The sequence below is a fragment of the Candidatus Magnetominusculus xianensis genome, assembly GCA_001541255.1.
Lineage (GTDB): Bacteria > Nitrospirota > Thermodesulfovibrionia > Thermodesulfovibrionales > Magnetobacteriaceae > Magnetominusculus > Magnetominusculus xianensis.
This window is the reverse complement of sequence record LNQR01000117.1, coordinates 16,301-34,118: the sequence shown is the minus strand read 5'-3', so window position 1 is coordinate 34,118 and position 17,818 is coordinate 16,301. Positions and strand designations below refer to the sequence as shown.

The 17,818-nt window shown below is 43.0% G+C and carries 15 protein-coding genes; 8 read left to right on the top strand and 7 right to left on the bottom strand.

Translation table 11 applies throughout. The features are described from left to right. The first annotated feature begins 92 nt into the window (after positions 1 to 92). The gene (locus ASN18_RS14585) at positions 93 to 620 is read left to right on the top strand and encodes a Uma2 family endonuclease (protein WP_085053518.1); all 528 of its coding nucleotides are present in this window, start codon (positions 93 to 95) and stop codon (positions 618 to 620) included. Positions 621 to 1,565: 945 nt separating this feature from the next. On the opposite strand, the gene ASN18_RS14575 is transcribed toward ASN18_RS14585, so the two are convergent. Further along, positions 1,566 to 3,476 carry an HD domain-containing protein gene (locus ASN18_RS14575; protein ID WP_085053516.1) on the bottom strand — a complete coding sequence of 637 codons (1,911 nt, stop codon included), beginning with the start codon at positions 3,474 to 3,476 and terminating at the stop codon, positions 1,566 to 1,568. A 726-nt stretch (positions 3,477 to 4,202) separates the two neighbouring features. On the opposite strand from ASN18_RS14575, the gene ASN18_RS14570 reads away from it, so the two are divergent. Next, complete coding sequence (locus ASN18_RS14570) at positions 4,203 to 4,418, top strand: type II toxin-antitoxin system HicB family antitoxin (RefSeq protein WP_085053515.1); 216 nt, start codon at positions 4,203 to 4,205, stop codon at positions 4,416 to 4,418. A 188-nt stretch (positions 4,419 to 4,606) separates the two neighbouring features. Here ASN18_RS14570 and ASN18_RS14565 read toward each other — a convergent pair whose 3' ends face one another. From ASN18_RS14565 to kaiC, 3 genes are read right to left on the bottom strand one after another with little or no spacing between them, the layout of a single operon-like run. Further along, positions 4,607 to 4,921 (bottom strand): circadian clock KaiB family protein, encoded by a 315-nt coding sequence (locus tag ASN18_RS14565; protein ID WP_085053514.1) that lies wholly within the window; start codon positions 4,919 to 4,921, stop codon positions 4,607 to 4,609. Then, positions 4,911 to 5,063, bottom strand: coding sequence for a hypothetical protein (locus ASN18_RS14560; RefSeq protein WP_157073022.1), 153 nt, complete (start codon positions 5,061 to 5,063; stop codon positions 4,911 to 4,913). Before ASN18_RS14560 ends, ASN18_RS14565 begins: the two co-directional genes overlap by 11 nt. 28 nt (positions 5,064 to 5,091) lie before the next feature. Continuing rightward, a complete protein-coding gene (gene kaiC, locus ASN18_RS14555; protein ID WP_085053512.1) occupies positions 5,092 to 6,795 on the bottom strand; it encodes a circadian clock protein KaiC in 1,704 nt (567 codons plus the stop codon). A gap of 518 nt (positions 6,796 to 7,313) precedes the next feature. Between kaiC and ASN18_RS14550 the strand changes: the two genes are divergently transcribed. The 6 genes from ASN18_RS14550 to ASN18_RS14525 all read left to right on the top strand — a co-directional run bounded on the left by ASN18_RS14550 (position 7,314) and on the right by ASN18_RS14525 (position 14,503). Continuing rightward, positions 7,314 to 7,751, top strand: a complete 438-nt coding sequence (locus tag ASN18_RS14550) for a hypothetical protein (RefSeq protein ID WP_085053511.1) — start codon at positions 7,314 to 7,316, stop codon at positions 7,749 to 7,751. A 190-nt stretch (positions 7,752 to 7,941) separates the two neighbouring features. Next, the gene (locus tag ASN18_RS14545) at positions 7,942 to 8,802 is read left to right on the top strand and encodes a cyclic nucleotide-binding domain-containing protein (RefSeq protein ID WP_236861789.1); all 861 of its coding nucleotides are present in this window, start codon (positions 7,942 to 7,944) and stop codon (positions 8,800 to 8,802) included. Positions 8,803 to 8,987: 185 nt separating this feature from the next. Beyond that, positions 8,988 to 10,865 (top strand): hypothetical protein, encoded by a 1,878-nt coding sequence (locus ASN18_RS14540; RefSeq protein ID WP_085053509.1) that lies wholly within the window; start codon positions 8,988 to 8,990, stop codon positions 10,863 to 10,865. Between the two features lie 63 nt (positions 10,866 to 10,928). Then, positions 10,929 to 11,927 (top strand): NAD(P)H-dependent glycerol-3-phosphate dehydrogenase, encoded by a 999-nt coding sequence (locus ASN18_RS14535; protein WP_085053508.1) that lies wholly within the window; start codon positions 10,929 to 10,931, stop codon positions 11,925 to 11,927. A gap of 11 nt (positions 11,928 to 11,938) precedes the next feature. Continuing rightward, the gene (gene larB, locus ASN18_RS14530; protein ID WP_085053507.1) at positions 11,939 to 12,685 is read left to right on the top strand and encodes a nickel pincer cofactor biosynthesis protein LarB; all 747 of its coding nucleotides are present in this window, start codon (positions 11,939 to 11,941) and stop codon (positions 12,683 to 12,685) included. A 6-nt stretch (positions 12,686 to 12,691) separates the two neighbouring features. Continuing rightward, the gene (locus ASN18_RS14525; RefSeq protein WP_085053506.1) at positions 12,692 to 14,503 is read left to right on the top strand and encodes a GspE/PulE family protein; all 1,812 of its coding nucleotides are present in this window, start codon (positions 12,692 to 12,694) and stop codon (positions 14,501 to 14,503) included. Between the two features lie 123 nt (positions 14,504 to 14,626). Here ASN18_RS14525 and ASN18_RS14520 read toward each other — a convergent pair whose 3' ends face one another. The 3 genes from ASN18_RS14520 to ASN18_RS14510 form a co-directional block, all read right to left on the bottom strand. Further along, positions 14,627 to 14,914: a type II toxin-antitoxin system TacA family antitoxin gene (locus tag ASN18_RS14520; RefSeq protein ID WP_085053505.1), complete on the bottom strand. Its 288-nt coding sequence runs from the start codon at positions 14,912 to 14,914 to the stop codon at positions 14,627 to 14,629. 76 nt (positions 14,915 to 14,990) lie between these two features. Beyond that, a complete protein-coding gene (locus ASN18_RS14515) occupies positions 14,991 to 16,067 on the bottom strand; it encodes a molybdopterin-binding protein (RefSeq protein WP_085053504.1) in 1,077 nt (358 codons plus the stop codon). Further along, positions 16,060 to 17,694, bottom strand: coding sequence for an ArnT family glycosyltransferase (locus ASN18_RS14510; protein ID WP_085053503.1), 1,635 nt, complete (start codon positions 17,692 to 17,694; stop codon positions 16,060 to 16,062). The genes ASN18_RS14515 and ASN18_RS14510 overlap by 8 nt, the downstream gene beginning before the upstream one ends. Between the last annotated feature and the right edge of the window lie 124 nt (positions 17,695 to 17,818).

Genomic DNA, 17,818 nt, shown 5'->3' with positions numbered 1-17,818 from the left:
CCCCAAGTATATCCTACAGACCATAGTATCCTAAGATTATCATAGACCCTGTCCTATAGACAAACAGGTAAGATTGAAGGTAGAATACAGTCATGGAAGCACTTACAATCGAACGGGATTTAGACTTAACGGAGATAATCAACGGGGAGGAAGTTGTGTCGCCAAGCCCTTTTAGTAAACACCAAAGAATAGTAATGAAGCTCATCATAGCAATAAACCGCCATATCGAAGCAAAAGGTTTAGGGGAGTTATACGTCTCTCCACTTGACGTAATTCTTGAGGAAGGTTTAAACAGGCTTCAACCGGACATATTGTTTATCAGGAAAGAAAACACAACCATCATTCAGGATTGGATACGAGGTGTACCGGACATGCTTTGTGAGATAGTTTCACAAGGGTCATTCCGATGGGATACCAATGTAAAAAAAGAGATATACGAAAAATACGGCGTACCGGAGTATTGGATAATCATCCCGGAGCTTAAAATATTTGAAGTCTTTACCATTGAGGAAGGCAAGTATAAGCTCTATTCCTATGCCGAAGGTGAGGGCGTGGTTACGTCCAGGGTTATTGAGGGGCTTGACGTCAATATCAAAGACATTTTCGAGGATAGAAATTGACTTTAGTGTCTACACTTGTCAGAGAATGCGCTGTTTGCCCGAAATTGATTAGCAACCTTAACCTTGCTTCATAGAAATGTGTTCAGAGATGCCTTCTTGTCAGGGATGAAAATATGGGATTCTATGAATGTGGACAGAAAATAGTGGCAGCGGTCGTTAAGGGGGGTCAGCGACAACTTTATCTTTTAACTATGAAAATAACGGTCGCTGTTCCTGCTTAACCCTGTTTTTCATCTGCTTACCTCCTAATGGGTTTTATCAGCTATATCTTAACCGATTGTCCCATTTTGAGGGTCCACTACAGTTTAATTCATGTTTTCGGTAAGTTTTGCTTTGTATAATTTAGCACAATGAGTATAATAATCATTTGCTTCTTGTCTAATATAATTACTTACTTTATTAAGACGAAATCCTATGAGTAGATATAATGCTGACAATAAACATATCAATAACTTGGCGTATAATACTTTCATAAGACTATTTGTATATAAATGATCAAATTCTGATGTCAAAAAAGAAAGAATTCCAACGGAACACCATATAAAGCATGATAACCAGGCAACTTTCGATGAATGGTTAATCATTACCCATCTTGAGTGCTCAAATAACGGAAAATGTTTATCTTCATCTCTTAGTATAAATCCTAATAAACCGAATATTTTCCTGCCTATTACCTTATCTGCTTTTCCGTCAATAATAAGTGATAGATTGCAAAAAAAGTCATCAGAAGTTTCATTATACTTATAAGTATATCTATATAACTTCATCGAATCCATTAAAAAACCAATAATAAGACCTGATAAAATCCACCCGATAACAGATACTAAAGACATATTATTAAATATAAACATAGTATTTATAATTAATATAGGAAAAATAACTAAGAGACATAGGGCATTGATACCCGGAAGAACATACCATATAAATAAGGGGATATAATTTTTCTCAACTTTCATGGTGATATTGATTTTGGAGAGAATTTATTAGCGAAATAAACTTATCAAACGGATAGTTATAAGAATTAATAATTTTAAAATTAATGTTGTGTCTCATATAGTCTCTTTGCAGGAGAAATCTTGCAATTGCACCCTCATCAGATAAATCATTGTATAAATTATCATCATATGTTTTTAAGATAGCGTCCTTTATATCTGATGGTAAAAATGAAAGCAAATCATCTACTGCTTTTCTTCTCGTATCTAAATTGATTAATGCTCTGATGGAATGAATAAATTCACATAGATGTGTTTCTTCAAGTCCTTGTAACAACACACATTTTATAGCCAACTCTGAGTCATAACCAAATTCAATTGCTATTACCAATGCAAAGAAAGATAATCTAAATGTCTGTTGTGCTATCGTTTCTGAATTATTATCTTGAATATTAAACCGTAATAGTTTTGCCTTGTATACAGCTTCTATAAAAGCATGTATTTTACAGTAAGAATTAAACATATGGTGCTCTTTGATAAATTTATATAAAGTTTTATCTTCACCCATTCTATCTGGTGCAGGAATTATTCCTATATCATTGATCTCTCGTTCATCCATTTTTTCGGCAAAAACTAATATAGTCCAGGCGTCCTTAGGCTTCTCGGATAGCAAGTCATTAATATCCATGTCAAAAGAGTTTACCCATTCTTTCTCCAGGCCTACCATCTTAATAATCTTAAAACCTGCATATCCTACCTCTTCCTTTATTGACTGAGGGCTAAAATATCTAATATGTTGTTCCTGAGATCGCAACTCTATTCTTTGCTGTGTTTCATATCTTTCCATTTTTTCCTTATGAAAACTATTCGGTACAGAAATAATCAAAAGACCTCTATACTTCAATACTCTAAAAGATTCCATTAACACAAATCGCGGATTGAAAACATGCTCAAGTACCTCACCTATTAGTATAACGTTATATTCCTCAGATGGTATATCCCAATACCAGCCAATATCACAAGGAGATAAAGTGTTAATTCTTCCCGACCATCTTTGATGGGCTTCTTTTAATAGGAAAGGGTTTATATCTATACCATCAACTATTGATGTATCGGGCATTTCCTCAAGGAAAAAACGTGAAAAACTACCTAACCCACATCCGACATCTAATACGTTAATTGAAATATCCATACTTGAAAGCTTATGTTCTTGTGTAAAATAATCCTTTATACTAGTGTCACGCTTCGACCAGCGATCATAATCTATACGTTTAACTCTTTCTGCAAGTTCCTTGCTTTGATGATGACAGCTTGACTCAAATCTTTGATAAGAAATTGACAAAACAGCTTGAAGGAAATACCGCTTTCTAACAATAGCATCCATCAGTTTACTAATAATATCATCATTGTTACATAAATCTGCCCAGCTCCAAAATTCATCAAGCCTTCTATGACCGATTTTTTCGTATTCATATGCTTGTGCCAACATTTCAGCAATATCAATCTTACGAGCTATTTTCGCCTGTAAACTTTCCTCTTTACAAAATTCATTAAATAATTCACCTATAAATATTTTACTTTTGTCCGGCAAATAGTCAAGCAGCTTATTTAAATACATAAATTCAAGGTCTTTATATGTTTCACCGATAAGTGATTGAGTAAAATAGCTTTTTAATCGAGGAGTTATGTCTCCAGTAAATATTTCTTGCATATCATGAACTAATGTCATAGCGAGAAGATTAGGTAAATCGATTTTAGGTAAATCGATTTTTGAATTATACAATTCTTTAATTAAAAATGAAAAGAACAATGTTCCAAAAGTGTGGTCTGAAACCATCTCAGGGTGTTCAATACCTTTTATCAGCCAACCTGTTCTCGGTTGCTTTGATAATGTGGCTACTATATCGTCAAGGGAAATATCCATAATTTTGTTATGCCTCTCTCATAATTAATGAGTTCAATTCCAATAGATTTCCAACCACCTGGCTATATACTAGACCAAGTAACTCTTTTTTGTCAATATTGTTCTCCCGAAAGGAGGTATTGGGACGTAAATAAATAGATATTCATAAGTATATTATTAAGAAGCTTAAAAAGCTGCTTGATTACAAACAGTTTGGAGGCAATTATATCTTCTACATATGTAGTCCTTTGTAATAGTGTCCATGAGATAATAGTGTCAGTGACTATTTTATCTTTTCAGCTAAAGAGGGATGTTAAAGAGAGGAGGGCTAAAGAGGTACAGCGACCGTCTACGTCGGTTAAGATGTTTTTGAACATTAGACAAAAAGTATTCTTTCATATAGCTTCTAATCACCGCCCGCTAACCTTGACTGGCCTGGGGCTCCTAATTTTAAACACAGTCGCATCAATTAGGTATCTTATTCATAGAACTCATACAATCAATCTAACAAATTGATTCTTATGTCAATAGGTGTTTTCCCGTCGGCCTCCTGACTCTGCGTGTGCCGTTGACACTTATTGTCTTTACAAAAATCCAGATAAACTGACATCCTTAGCTATTTTTCTCTATACAATTGGTGTACACCATAATGACTAAAATGGGGATAGACATTTTAATAGACGTTAAGTCCATTGCCTAAGTCTTTTTGACTTGGAACCTGTATAATACTGAACAGAGGATAGCACAATGCATTTTTATGTCAAAATAGAACATGCCGAAGATGGCTGTATAGTTGCGGAAGTACCGGCGTTGCCTGGCTGCGTATCGCAGGGTAAACCCAAGGAAGAGGCCATAGAGAATATAAAAGAAGCTATCACTGCATGGCTATGGGCTGAAAATCAAAAATCACATTATGCCGCTCAATGGAACAATGAATGTAAAGAGATAATAGTAGCCGTATAGCCACATGAGTAAATTTTCAAATATATTAGGTAAACAGCCAGAGAAGCTCAACTGGCAAATAGCATGGCAAACTCAGTTGAAAATTGTAGCAGGAGACTGATGGGGTAGAGGGAAGGCTCCTCCCGCCGATTAACCAAAGCACCTTTCCATGGTAAATGGAACGATATTATCGCGTCTAACTGTTCATGTCATAGTTTCTTAAGTTCAGCAAGAAGCAGCTCAGTGTTAGACAAATCTCCAACAAAGCTTCTATGGCAAAGGGGGCGTTCTATTAATAGCATCGGTGTTGCCACTATCCGTTCCCGCCATGCAAGCGATGGCCGATGATATATATCTATTATATTAAGTTTATATTGTCCTTTGAAATGCTCCTCGCATAATCTCGTTATATTGTCTATTGCCCTCATAGAAAGAAGTGTATTACCTGTCACATACAGCTTCAGAACATATTTCTCTTTTTCATCTTGAGTCTCTTTCTCAGGCCTGTTGATATCATATTTCATTGTGTTCTCTCATCACTACCTTAATATCAAGCCCTGCTGGTACCTTCTCTGCCTCAGAATAAAGCCGGAGCTTCCATGTCAGTTTTTCATCATTCAATTCGCCCTTTCTCAGCGATGACTTCTTAACAGATTTATTATCCAAAGCTTCCTCCTCTGCTGCCAGGAACATGTTACTCAGGCTGTCTCTTCTTCAAAATTTCGGCGGTTACCTTTTCTCTGATATCTATCCTTGCACTTTCCTGGGATAATATCATATCAATTTCAGCCTGATCATTGGCAATAGCAGACATCAACGCCTCTACCCGTGCCTCTGCCTCTTTTCGTTTTGATTCTAATTCACGCAGCCTGCGTTCCATCTTCTGCTTTATTATAAAATCATCCGCCCTGTCTTTTGCCTCCTGAACTATCCGTGCAGTTCCTGTAAGCACCATCCCTGAACCTGTGTAAGCGTCAAGAAGTTCAATGCCTTTGTCGGTAATAATAAACTCCCTTATCTGATTTGAATGGGACATTCCCCTTGATTTTATAACATAAAGCCCTCTTGTGCGCTCTCCGTTATATTCTAATGTCTTCAGGACTATCCATGTATCCATTAGTGATGAAATACCTATATCTGTATTATCAATGAATTCCCCTTGTGCAGTGAGGGTAGTGTAAATGGAAGTGATGTTACGAGATTTCATCAAGTCAACAAGCCTCATCATGAGTATCTTTACCTCATCATTGCTGCCTATATCACTATAATTGGAGATAGGGTCCATGACACACACTGATGGGTTGAATTCGTCAATCAGTTTATGGATTGTCACCAGGTGGTTCTCCATTCCGAAGGACGTTGGCCTGCTTGCATTGAACCTGAGAATGCCGCTCTCAATAAAAGGTTCAAGGTCAATGCCTATTGATCTGCTATTTCTGATTATCTGGTACATTGATTCCTCTGATGCGATATATAGGCAGCGTTCACCCCGTTGGCATGTTGATTTAACAAGATGTATTGCTAAACTTGTCTTTCCTGTGCCTGCAGTGCCAGAGACTAGTATAGAACTTCCACAGAAATAGCCTCTGCCGTCCAACATTGTATCAAGGCGGGGAATGCCGGTGGAAATATGCTCAGTAGACGCTTTATGTTCAAGCCCAAGTGATGTGATGGGGAACACCGATATGCCCGCTGTGTCTATAAGAAAAGGATACTCGTTCGCACCATGGGTTGAACCACGATACTTGACAACACGCAGGCGCCGGGTTGATCTCTGACCTTCTACCCTGTGGTCAAGGAGTATTACACAATCTGCAACATACTCTTCAATCCCGTGTCGTGTGAGTACGCCATCACCTCTCTCAGCTGTGATGATTGCGGTTAGTCCTTTTTCCTTCAGCCATCTAAATAGCCTTCTTAATTCCGCTCTCAGGATGTTATGAGACTGCAGCCCTGCAAACAGTGACTCTATGGTGTCGAGGACTACCCTCTTTGCTCCAATTGTGTTTATAGCGTACTCAAGTCTGATAAAAAGACCTTCAAGGTCATATTCCCCAGTGACTTCAAAATCTTTACGGTCTATATAAACATGATCAAGTATAATCTTCTTACTCTTCATCAGATCATTAATATTAAAAGCGAGAGATTCAACATTAACGACAATATCTTCCGCTGTCTCATCAAAAGACATGAAAATGCCTGGTTCATCATATTCCTTAGCTCCGTGAACAAGAAACTCCATTGCCAGAAGCGTCTTCCCGCATCCAACGTTGCCGCATACCAGCGTAGGGCGCCCTTTTGGAAGTCCCCCTGTAATCTCGTCAAGCCCATGTATTCCTGTCAAGGACTTCTTCAAATTATATTTCTGTACATCAGTCGTGTGGATTTTCTTACTCATCGATATCCCCCCTCTTTAGCATGTGTCAAAATATGTTCTTTGACATCAGATACATGTTATAGGCTCCTTAATGAGCAGTGGCGTCAAGTTAAGACACCCCGCACTATCATTGATTTCCGGTTTATGATTTCCGGTGATATTCAGCACTATATATTATAACAAATCCCAGTCTAAAAAAAGTGATGACAGGTCAGCAATTCCAGGGCAAACGCATTTGAAAATAGCAATAGCCATTTCGTCCTATAGATTCCAGCTTTCGCAGGAATGACAGGATAAAAAACATAGAAATGGTAGACAAAACCGAGCAAAGAACACCTAACAATATCATTCTATTCTCTTTTTTGTCATTCCAGCGCAAGCTGGAATCCAGGAAAGCATCGGTTGGAGCTAAGACTATAGGCAATTTCTGCCTAATTTTTCAAATGCGTTTGCCCTGTAATTAGCGGTGTTTGACAAGCAGTAGCCAACTATGTTATGTTAACTCACACTAAGAAAATATTCTACAAGGAGAGAATCTTATGAAGAAAAGAGTTGTTGTGTATTTGTCGTTGTTTTTAGTGCTGATACTGAGCGCTGGTCTGGCATATGCTGAAGGTAAAAAGAAGGGGTCTTCCAAGCGTAAACCAGGCGATATACTATACGTATGCAACTGCGGTGATACATGTACGTGTGATACCGTAATGACAAAACCCGGCAAATGTACCTGCGGGCAAGACCTTGTACAGATGCATGTACTGAAGATAGAGGGCGATGAGACACTCTTGTGTACGTGTGGAAAGGGCTGTTCGTGCAAACTGGACAAAGATGACCCTACGAAGTGCGGCTGTGGCAAGGTAGTGAAGAAGGTAAGCATTAAAGGGCTGTATGCGTGTGGCTGCTCCGATGGCTGTATGTGCAACACAGTGTCGGACAAGCCCGGTAAATGCCGCTGCGGCACACAATTAAAGAAAGTGTAATACCGTAATCACCATAACAAAAGGAGTATGTACGCATACTCCTTTTGTTTCACATTTTCCATATCAACTAACCGTAAACCGCTTAGATACCATTATGTCCCCCAAGCATAGCTTGACAAAAGTATTTTTGATATTGACAATTCATGGTCATCTGATTTAATATTACGGTATGGCTGATAATAATTTGCGAATGATGATTTTGCATTTTGACCAGAAGAGCATTGATGCTACAAAGGGGATATTGCAGTACTTGGGGTATGTTAGTATTACAGGGGTTTCTGTGCCTGCCAGGGTGTTTAATTTACTTAAATCTGAAAAGTTTGATCTGCTCTTTGCCGATTACAAGACTATTAGCATGTATGGCGAGGACTTTCTTGAGACCTTAAGGGAAAACCCCGGTCAGGTTCCAATTAAAGTTATACTCCTGATAGACAGCGAAATTGCGGTACAAGACCTCAAAAAAATGTACAGAGAGGGCATAACCGCAACTATAAAATACCCATTCCAGCTCAATGAGATGGAAAAGGCCATAGAAGACTCCATCAGGAGCGTTCCAATGGCCATTAGTAAGACAATCAGAAAGATAAGGGAACTGGACTTCTTTTCCTTTCTAACCGACGAAGAACTGATAGCGCTTCTGAAAATCAGCAAGTGCAGAAACTACAAAGAAAACGACCTCATATTTGAGGACGGTCAGCCCGGCGATAGATTCTACGTCATAGTGGATGGGATAATCATCATCTCACAGATGGTCAACAAAAGACGGGAAACTGTACTGGCGCGTTTAAAGCGTGGCAGCTGCTTCGGTGAGATGTCCATACTTGACGGCTCTCCACGAACAGCAAGGGCAAGGGCACACGATGACACCGTACTGCTTGAGTTTGACAGAAGGATAATGGAAGGCTATGACGACATTGTTACGCTTAAACTCTTCAAGAAACTGACGCATATCTTCAGCAGACGTCTGCGTGGCGCTAACGCAAAGATAAAACAAATGATGGCAGATCAGGCAAAGTTAAAAGACCGCTCGCATGACACCCCCGTTACATAACAGCACATAACAGCACATAACAGCACATAGCAGCCTGCAAAAACAATAATAGCTGCTGCCTCCACGCTTCAGTAATATTATTTGCTTGACAATTAACATTTATTGTGTTACTATAGATTATCTGGTAATGCTTATGTGCCAGATGAGGGCGGCTGCCTGAATCATTTTTTGTCTGAGGGGGAACTATGCAATACCTTGCAAACGAAAATAATCCGTTGAGGCTCGACATCGAAGGCGGTGAGGTCTATCTGTCATTTGCAAAAAACAAACTCAGAGAAATGAAGCGTTTGATGGCCATGAGGGGCATTTCTATTGACAATCGCGTCATAGACACAGGTGATGCGGAGATATTAGTCAAATCTATCCCCGGCATGGATTATATTCGAATCACAGGGAAGTCTGCTAAGGCCCGTGTCCTGCTCATATACATAAGAGACACATCCACTGAGCCTGACGCCTATGGTTACGAATTAGTCTATGTCACAACTGGAGAGGACAACGGTAGGGACTACAGGGCACTGCTCTATAAGTATGACAACAGCAGCGATGATGTGGCTGCATTAACTCCTGATGGTATGATGGGAGACGGACTGACAATCTCAGACACTGGTCTTACGCTGAACATCCACTCTGGTGATGGGGTCTATGCGGCAGAGCTGCCTTCTATTTATGTCTATAACGGCACAATAGACAATGCAGAATTTATGAAGACATCGTGGAGTTCGACTTTAGTAGTGTTATATCAGCAGAGAATCGTAGGCAGCCACTATGTCAGCAACTGGACAAAAACACAAGTAAACGGGAAGGATAAATTTATAGAAGATGCCGCACAGTTAATGCGTATATCCGGCAGCAGACACCCATACACAACTGACAGTGACGGCTATATAAATGCCTGCATGTTTAAAAATCAGCAGACATTGCTTGGCACTGGTGTGATGTACAGGGAGTTGACCCTGTACCCTGATGAGGAGTTCTATCAGCTCTGGAAAAACGAGATAGCATATAAATCAACACCGCAAGACAGCAGCTATGTTACCGGCAAGCTCATAGGCAGCGACTATATAACCGGCACCCCCTGGCAGACAGGATACAACTGGAAGACCCATCAGGTAATAGACGTTTTTGATAAAGACAACGCCCTTGTAAAAATCGAAAGCAATAAAATTATCAGGGGCAGCAATGTGCAGCATCCATTTACCTTGAACTTAGAAGTGACAAACAGGTGGTATCTGGATAAGACGCCACCGGAATTCTTTGTAACCTCAGATACATGGGTTTATAACGGCCAGACAGCAATCTTTGATGTCCTGTGTAAAAGGACAGAGAGGCTGATGGTGGGGGAGATGGAAATCGAAGAGACACAATACGAGGAATCAAGATATGACAGTAACCGGCTTGACTGGATACCGGGTGCGATTCCAGGGATGACGCTGGTAAGTCACTCAGGGGATGCGCATGGGGGCTTTGTAGACGGGGCTGTATCAGCAAGCGGAGGCATGACAGGCCCCGGTAAGTTTAATGCCACAGTAAAGGTTGAAGAATTTTTTAACACCTCAACAGGGCGCAACAATGTACGCATGTGGCCGATTTCTGTTGGGGAAAGGCACGAGGCCGGAAAAGAAGGCTACAGGGATATACACGTCATGGCCTTCGATAACATGGACGGCGCGAATACCTTTATTATCATATATCAGAAGAGCTATGTGTATTTCATGGAATCAAACGATACGCCAACCGTAAACGACGGCACAATCCCTAACCCGGTAATTAAGCATATAAGCAACCCTACGGTTACAACATACTACATCGTGTATAGAATAAAGAATGGCGGTCTGATTAAAAACACCTTATCAGGGGACATTCGGGCAGCATCGTGTCAGATAAACAACGGCTATATGGCATATACCTACTGCACCTTTCAGAATGATGTGTTCTCTTCAAGGACAATAGGTCTGGTTGACATCGAGACAGGGGGGCAGCAGGAATGGCAAATCGACGACAAGGACGACCGTCTTAGTGGTTTTCAACACCTCCACCACGCTGCAATAGGGATATTGTGAGCGCAAATAAAGTATTGCCAGCGGTTTTAATTTTATGCAAATAAGTTATAAGATATAGGCAGAGTGAATACAGTAAGCGTCATAGGGGCCGGCAGCTGGGGAACAGTTATAGCAAATCTGCTGGCATTAAAGGGCAATGAGGTTCGTCTGTGGGCATACGAGAAGGAGACCGTTGAATCCATTAAGGAGACAGGGGAAAACAAGTTATTTATGCCCGGCCTGAAGCTCTCAGCACGGCTCATACCAACAGACAACCTGATAGAAGCGGTTGGGGCGGCAGAGTATATCATACTCGTTGTGCCGACACAGTTTATCAGGGGCATATTACAAGTGCAGGCATCTATTGCCCCTGACACGCTTATTGTTACCGCTGCAAAGGGGATAGAGCGCGGTACGCTTAAAACCGCCTCTGCAATAATCAGAGAATTCACCGGCAATGAAATAGCAGTACTCTCCGGGCCGAGTTTTGCCGATGAGGTGGCAAAGAAAAGGCCAACGGCCATCACCCTCGCCATTGCAAGCCACTCTAAATACGGACATGCGCTACAGGAGATGTTCTACACTGAGTATTTCAGGGTCTATACGAACGAGGATATTATAGGGGTTGAGCTTGGCGGGGCGCTGAAAAACGTCATTGCAATAGCCTCCGGCATATGTGACGGGCTGGGGCTGGGGCTTAATGCCCGTGCTGCATTGATTACACGGGGGCTGTCAGAGATAATCAGGCTTGGTGTAGTGCTTGGGGCTAAGGAAAACACATTTTCCGGACTCAGCGGTCTGGGAGACCTTGTGCTGACATGCACAGGAAATCTGTCGAGAAACTATACGGTGGGTCTGCGCCTGGGCAGGGGTGAGACTCCGGCTGAAATCCTCTCTGATATGAAGGCAGTGGCAGAGGGTGTTGAGACCTCAGCATCGGCCTTTGCGCTTGCCAACCGTGCCGGTGTGGAAATGCCTATTGTCGAACAGGTTTATAGAGTGATTCATGAATCCAGGGACCCGGCTGCGGCTGTACGGCATCTCATGTCAAGGGAGTTGAAAGAGGAGTTCAGGCATGGATGAGGAGTTCAGACATGGATAAAGAGGCGATTAAGGCACTGCTTGTCTCACTACAAGGCGGCCAAACCACCGTTGACGAGGCGCTGAATAAGCTAAAACATCTGCCTTATGAAGACCTTGAGTTTGCGAAAATAGACCATCACAGGCACCTCAGAGGCGGCATTGCAGAGGTTATATATGGAGAAGGGAAAACCGCCGGGGATGCCATCGAAATAGCCCGCAGGATATATAAAATGAGCGGCAGGGTGCTGATAACCAGGGCATCACAGGAGATATACGACGGCCTTGAAATCGATGGCGCAAGGTACTATGCCGCATCGAGGATAATCGAGGCAGGACAGGGGCGCACACAACTGGGACGAATCGTTGCAGTCAGCGCGGGCACGGCGGACATACCGGTTTGCGAGGAGGCATCGGTGACGGCCTCTTTTCTGGGAAGCAAGGTGGAGAAGCTCTATGATGTCGGGGTTGCAGGACTGCACAGGCTGCTTAACAACATGGGTATTTTTGAAGGCGCCAATGTAGTAATCGTAGCAGCGGGGATGGAAGGCGCGCTGCCCTCAGTAGTAGGGGCGCTTATAGACAAACCAGTCATAGCAGTGCCAACCTCTGTGGGATACGGCGTTAATTTAAACGGACTAACGCCCATGTTTGCAATGCTGAATTCCTGTGTGCCCGGTATAGCGGTTATGAACATAGACAATGGTTTTGGGGCTGGGTGCCTTGCTCATAAGATAAATACCCTGGCGGAGCGCGGTTGACAACCCGTGACAACTAGGCAGCCCGACAAATCATCGAAGAAACGCCTGACAGTTGAAACAGTTGCCTCCTTCCTGCTGAAAAGGCGGTTGATAACACAAGAGCGATACACAGACATCGTGGCAAGGGGCGAGGAGCTGATACTCAGGCTGCAGCAGCTTAACGAAGCCGGTGGTGCTAAGAACTCCTCACAGGGCATCGGGGTCATTACTCCGGCTGAGGCAATTGCCGCCTTAGAGCTTGAGATACCTGGCGCAAAGGGCAAACTTCTCAACGAAGACACCATAACCGAAGTAATAGCCACAGAGACAGGCATACCGTACAAGAAGCTTGACCCAATTAAACTCGCGCTTGATGTGGTAACAGGGCATATCCCACGCCCCTTCGCCTTAAGGCATATGATAGTGCCGGTTGAGAACACTGCCGGGGTAATCACGCTGGCTGTAATAGACCCATACGATATGGAGGCAGTAGAGAGCCTCAAACACGCAAAGAATCTAAAGACACGCCTCGTGTTAAGCTCAAAGACCGATGTGCTGAGAATCGTCAGGGAGTTTTTCGGGTTTCATTCCTCAATAGCGGCGGCACAGGCAGAGATGCAGCCCGGCGTTGACCTTGGGAACCTTGAGCAGTTCGTAAAACTCAAAGGACAAGGGGAAATTGAGGCCACAGACTCACACATAGTCAGGGCTGTAACGTATCTCTTTCAGTACGCCTTTGAACAGCGGGCAAGCGATATACACATCGAGCCAAAAAGAGAAAAATCCATAGTGAGACTGCGTATCGACGGCATCCTCCATACAGTTCACTCAACCCCGAAGGCAGTTCACGCCCCTATAACCTCGCGAATAAAAATGCTCTCCCGAATGGATATAACTGAAAAACGCCGCCCGCAAGACGGCAGAATAAAAACCAATCACAAGGACAAGGAGCTTGAGCTGCGAGTATCAACGCTGCCGACGGCCTTTGGCGAGAAGATTGTCATAAGAATATTCGACCCCGATATGCTTATGCAGGATATTGAAAAACTGGGCTTTTATCCCCGTGAGTATAAACTGTATGATTCATTTATCAAAAGGCCAAACGGCATAATATTAGTCACAGGCCCAACGGGAAGCGGCAAGACGACCACTCTGTACTCATCACTGAGGGTGTTGTCCAGCCCCGAAATAAACATTGTAACAATAGAAGAACCTATCGAGATGGTCATCGAGGAGTTTAATCAGGTCAGCGTACAGCAGTCAATCGGTGTTACATTTGCCACAATGCTTCGCACCATCCTGCGTCAGGACCCTGACATCATCATGGTTGGTGAGATAAGAGACAAGGAGACCGCAGACAACGCCATTCAATCTGCCCTTACCGGGCACCTCGTCCTCTCAACGCTGCACACAAACGACTCCCCGTCCTCTATTACACGTCTTTTAGACCTGGGCATTCAGTCATTTCTCATCTGTTCAACGCTCATAGGTGTAATCGCCCAGCGTCTTGTCAGAAAGATATGCATACACTGTAAGCGCCAGCGTGTGTTGACAGAGGACGAAGCGGGATATCTGCAACTGGATAAAAATACCACACACACAATAAGTTACGGCGAGGGCTGTATAGAGTGCCGCGGCACAGGCTACAGGGGCCGAACCGCTATCTTTGAGGTGATGGAGTTTACAGAGAGGGTGAGAAGGACACTTTCGGACAATGCCGACCTCAATGCCATATACAGTGCAGCAGCAGCCGATGGGATGATAACCCTGCGCCAGGCCGCAATTCGTAAAATGCTCGAGGGCATCACCACCTACGAAGAGGTCATATTTATGACGTAAAACCGTAAACTGACTCTGCTGCCCAAAATGAGTTATTCAGAGAAACATTTTTGGAAAGGCTCCCGATAGTGATGCTTGTTAAGCGGCACAATAGCTTTGTTACAGGATAAGAATCCTGGCATGTCAATCCATTATCTTTTTATAATGTTCTGCCGCTTTCTTTAGTCGGCCGGATGGTAATTCGGTATCCAACAGCGCCGAGAGGAAGATTTTGCTGTCTTGCTCATCCAGCACCATAACCTCATCATGTTCCTTGACGACTTTTGTTGCCACAGCTTGCAGCGTGGATACAACAAAATCAGTCAATGTGCTGCCCTGCAGTTGCGCTGCCCGTTTAAATAAGCGTTTTTGTTCGCTGCTGACCCTAGCCTCCAAGCGTTCACCTTTCGGATTAAATTCCGTTGATGGCATAGTATTTACCTCCTATTTTCATATTGTACGACATATAGACGTACAGGTCAAGAGGCGTCAGCAGCAGTCGCTGCCGTTATTTCCCAAATGAGCAGACAGGATACTTGCATTCCTTACAGTTCAAACACAGGCCGCCGTGTCCCATCTCAGCAAGTGCGCCTCTGTCAATGTACTCACCAGCCAGCACGCGCGGCAGCAACAGGTCAAACACCGTTATCTTGTGGTACATACCGCAGGCCGGCATACATAGTATTGGAATCAGCCCGTCACCGGTGGGTTTCTTCATATACGCAATCAAAAACATGGCGCCGGGAAGCACCGCTGTACCGTAAAACACGTCTGTAACCGGCAGTCTGCGCACTGCTGCCGAGGTGACATCATCAGGGTCAACTGAAAGTCCACCGGTAGTTATCAGCAGGTCTGCCCCGCCTGCCGCAAGCTCTGTAAGTTTCCCTGCTATGAACGCCTCGTCGTCCGGAGCGAAGTACTGCCCAACAATAAGACCGTTAAATTGTTTTATCTTATTCCTGACCACAGGCAAAAATGAATCCTGTATCTTGCCCGTATAGACCTCGTTTCCAGTTATGACAACCCCAACCTTAGGCCGCCTCATCCCCAGTACTGACAATGGCGCCTGCCCATCACCGGTATCCTTATTCAAAGCGGTATTGAGCGCCCTCTCAATGATTTCTTTTTTTACCACAAGCGGTATCGCACGCACACCCCCAACCGTTTGGCCTTTGGTCACCACAGAGTTCGTATGCAGGGTTGCACACATCACATCGCCAAGCATGTTGAACTGCAGAAGTGCGTCCTTGTTGACCTTAAACAGGCCGTCGATTTCTGCGATTAGGGTTATTTTCCCTTCTTTAGGTTCGGGGTCGAAGGATACGCCGCTTGTACGGTCCCTTGTCAGGGCATTAGCCAGAGCCAGAGCAGCATCGTTTTCATGGAGTTCATCTGCTGCAATGTCAAGCAGGAAAAGGTTCTCCTTACCAAGCCTCTGAAGGTGTTCTATGTCCTGGTCTGTAACCACATGACCTTTTTTAAACGCCCTGCCCTTAAACTCACCCGGCCTTATTTCAGTAATGTCGTGAGCAAGGACAAGACCAACCGCCTGGCTCACCGGAACTATTTTTGTGCCCTTACCCATGTCCACCTCCATATTTTAGTTTGTAAATACATATATATATTTTTGACAGCGGGCTATAGTTTAACGCCTCAGCATCAAATTTGTATACAATATCGTCATAATAAATAAAATCTATAACGCCGGTGAGGACATAGTTTGCCTCGATATAATTTCTTGCCCAATCGAATATGTAAAGCGGTGTGTTTTTTAAAGGAAGCCATGATGCCGGGATGTTTACAAAGACTATGAAGGCAGGCATGGCCTTTTCAATCTCAGCGGTCATCGCCTTTTGCATTTGCAGATTATACGGCTGGTCTTCCATAAGCCCGTACATATAAATATAACCGGTTGCCGAACGAATACCGGAATAAAATAATATCTGCGGCTCTGAACCCAATATGGCAATAGTGTCACCGTCTTTGGTGCGGCTTTTGAGAAATTCTGCTATCTTAACCGATTCGATAAATGGATTCAAAGTGTAGATTTTGCGGGATACCTCCATAGGAGGCAGCTTAAAATATATTTCACCCTGCACTGTAAATGTAAATATCAGGCTTGATAATAATACGGCAATGGGAAGCGTATAGATTATCTTATTCTTGAATTTCGCTGTCAGCGCGTTGTTCAGAAGCTCTATGCAATAAGCTGCCGATATAGAAATCGCCGGAATAATTAAAACAAAGTAATGTTCCCTGAAATATAAACCCGGCAATATAGACATGAATGAAAATATAAAAAAAAGCAAAATGAACAGCCTGTGCGGGGCTGTGGTCTTAATTTGTGATTTAATCAGGACAAAGAAACCTGCAACGCCAAAAATCCAGAATGCTGTAAAATGTTTGACCATTCTTGGCGCCATAGTCGTAAATCTTTTCAGTCCATCAAATAGCGACAGACTTGATACATATTTACCAGAGTAAGTAAAACACCAAAACCAAAAATTACCTAACATCCCGCCTCTGTAAATTATAAACAATGTAATCGCAAACGGCAGTGCGGACGCAAGCGTAAGGATAATGGCGTTGATTATAAAATTCTTAATGCTGACCCGCGTAATGTAGAGATAGGTGATGGCAAAAAAGATAAAGAATATCCCATGCTGTTTCATCAGAAAGGCCATTCCCAAACACAGGCCAGAGGCCGCCAAAAGCCATGTCTTGTTATCTTCTATTGCCACATATAAAAAATAAACGCCCCAAACGGCAAAAAAAACAACAAAATGTGTAGCGTGAGCCATAAGGCCAAACACCGGCACACTTACAGAAATGACTGCGCAGGAGGCAGATGCTAAAGTGGCAGCCCGCTCGCTGATAAGCCTTTTAGTTAACATGAATAATGCTGGCAAGACAGCCAGACTTACGACTGTCAGCCCTAAATGAATGCCCGCAATACCCTTGCCGAATATGGACATAATCACATAGTACATGAAGGCAGTGCCGGGGAGTTTCATGCTGTAAGCATCTTTATACGGGATGATGCCCTGAGCAATGAGCTGCCCCATGTAGGCATACTCACCCTCGTCTCTTTCCAATGGAACGCCAAGCAGTCTGAGCCGAATAAAGACAACGGTTAATATCGTAAGGATAAAAAAAGACCAGTACAGCAGACTAACATGCTTTTCATCGGGAATACTGCTCTCAGCTCTCATAGCGGTATTATAACTGTAACGGTCTAAAATATCAAAACATATCCTGTCATGTGCTCACACATTCTGCATAACTCAAAGGTCGCTTAAGAATATAGTGATGAGTAAAAACATTGAAACTATACTG

Excerpts from the sequence above, each read along its gene's own strand:
- ASN18_RS14565 (WP_085053514.1), bottom strand. The coding sequence starts at position 4,921 with ATGAAATATGATATCAACAGGCCTGAGAAAGAGACTCAAGATGAAAAA.
- ASN18_RS14520 (WP_085053505.1), bottom strand. The coding sequence starts at position 14,914 with ATGCCATCAACGGAATTTAATCCGAAAGGTGAACGCTTGGAGGCTAGG.
- ASN18_RS14545 (WP_236861789.1), top strand. The coding sequence starts at position 7,942 with ATGATGATTTTGCATTTTGACCAGAAGAGCATTGATGCTACAAAGGGG.
- ASN18_RS14585 (WP_085053518.1), top strand. The coding sequence starts at position 93 with ATGGAAGCACTTACAATCGAACGGGATTTAGACTTAACGGAGATAATC.
- ASN18_RS14540 (WP_085053509.1), top strand. The coding sequence starts at position 8,988 with ATGCAATACCTTGCAAACGAAAATAATCCGTTGAGGCTCGACATCGAA.
- ASN18_RS14570 (WP_085053515.1), top strand. The coding sequence starts at position 4,203 with ATGCATTTTTATGTCAAAATAGAACATGCCGAAGATGGCTGTATAGTT.
- ASN18_RS14515 (WP_085053504.1), bottom strand. The coding sequence starts at position 16,067 with ATGGGTAAGGGCACAAAAATAGTTCCGGTGAGCCAGGCGGTTGGTCTT.
- larB (WP_085053507.1), top strand. The coding sequence starts at position 11,939 with ATGGATAAAGAGGCGATTAAGGCACTGCTTGTCTCACTACAAGGCGGC.
- ASN18_RS14510 (WP_085053503.1), bottom strand. The coding sequence starts at position 17,694 with ATGAGAGCTGAGAGCAGTATTCCCGATGAAAAGCATGTTAGTCTGCTG.
- ASN18_RS14575 (WP_085053516.1), bottom strand. The coding sequence starts at position 3,476 with ATGGATATTTCCCTTGACGATATAGTAGCCACATTATCAAAGCAACCG.
- kaiC (WP_085053512.1), bottom strand. The coding sequence starts at position 6,795 with ATGAGTAAGAAAATCCACACGACTGATGTACAGAAATATAATTTGAAG.
- ASN18_RS14550 (WP_085053511.1), top strand. The coding sequence starts at position 7,314 with ATGAAGAAAAGAGTTGTTGTGTATTTGTCGTTGTTTTTAGTGCTGATA.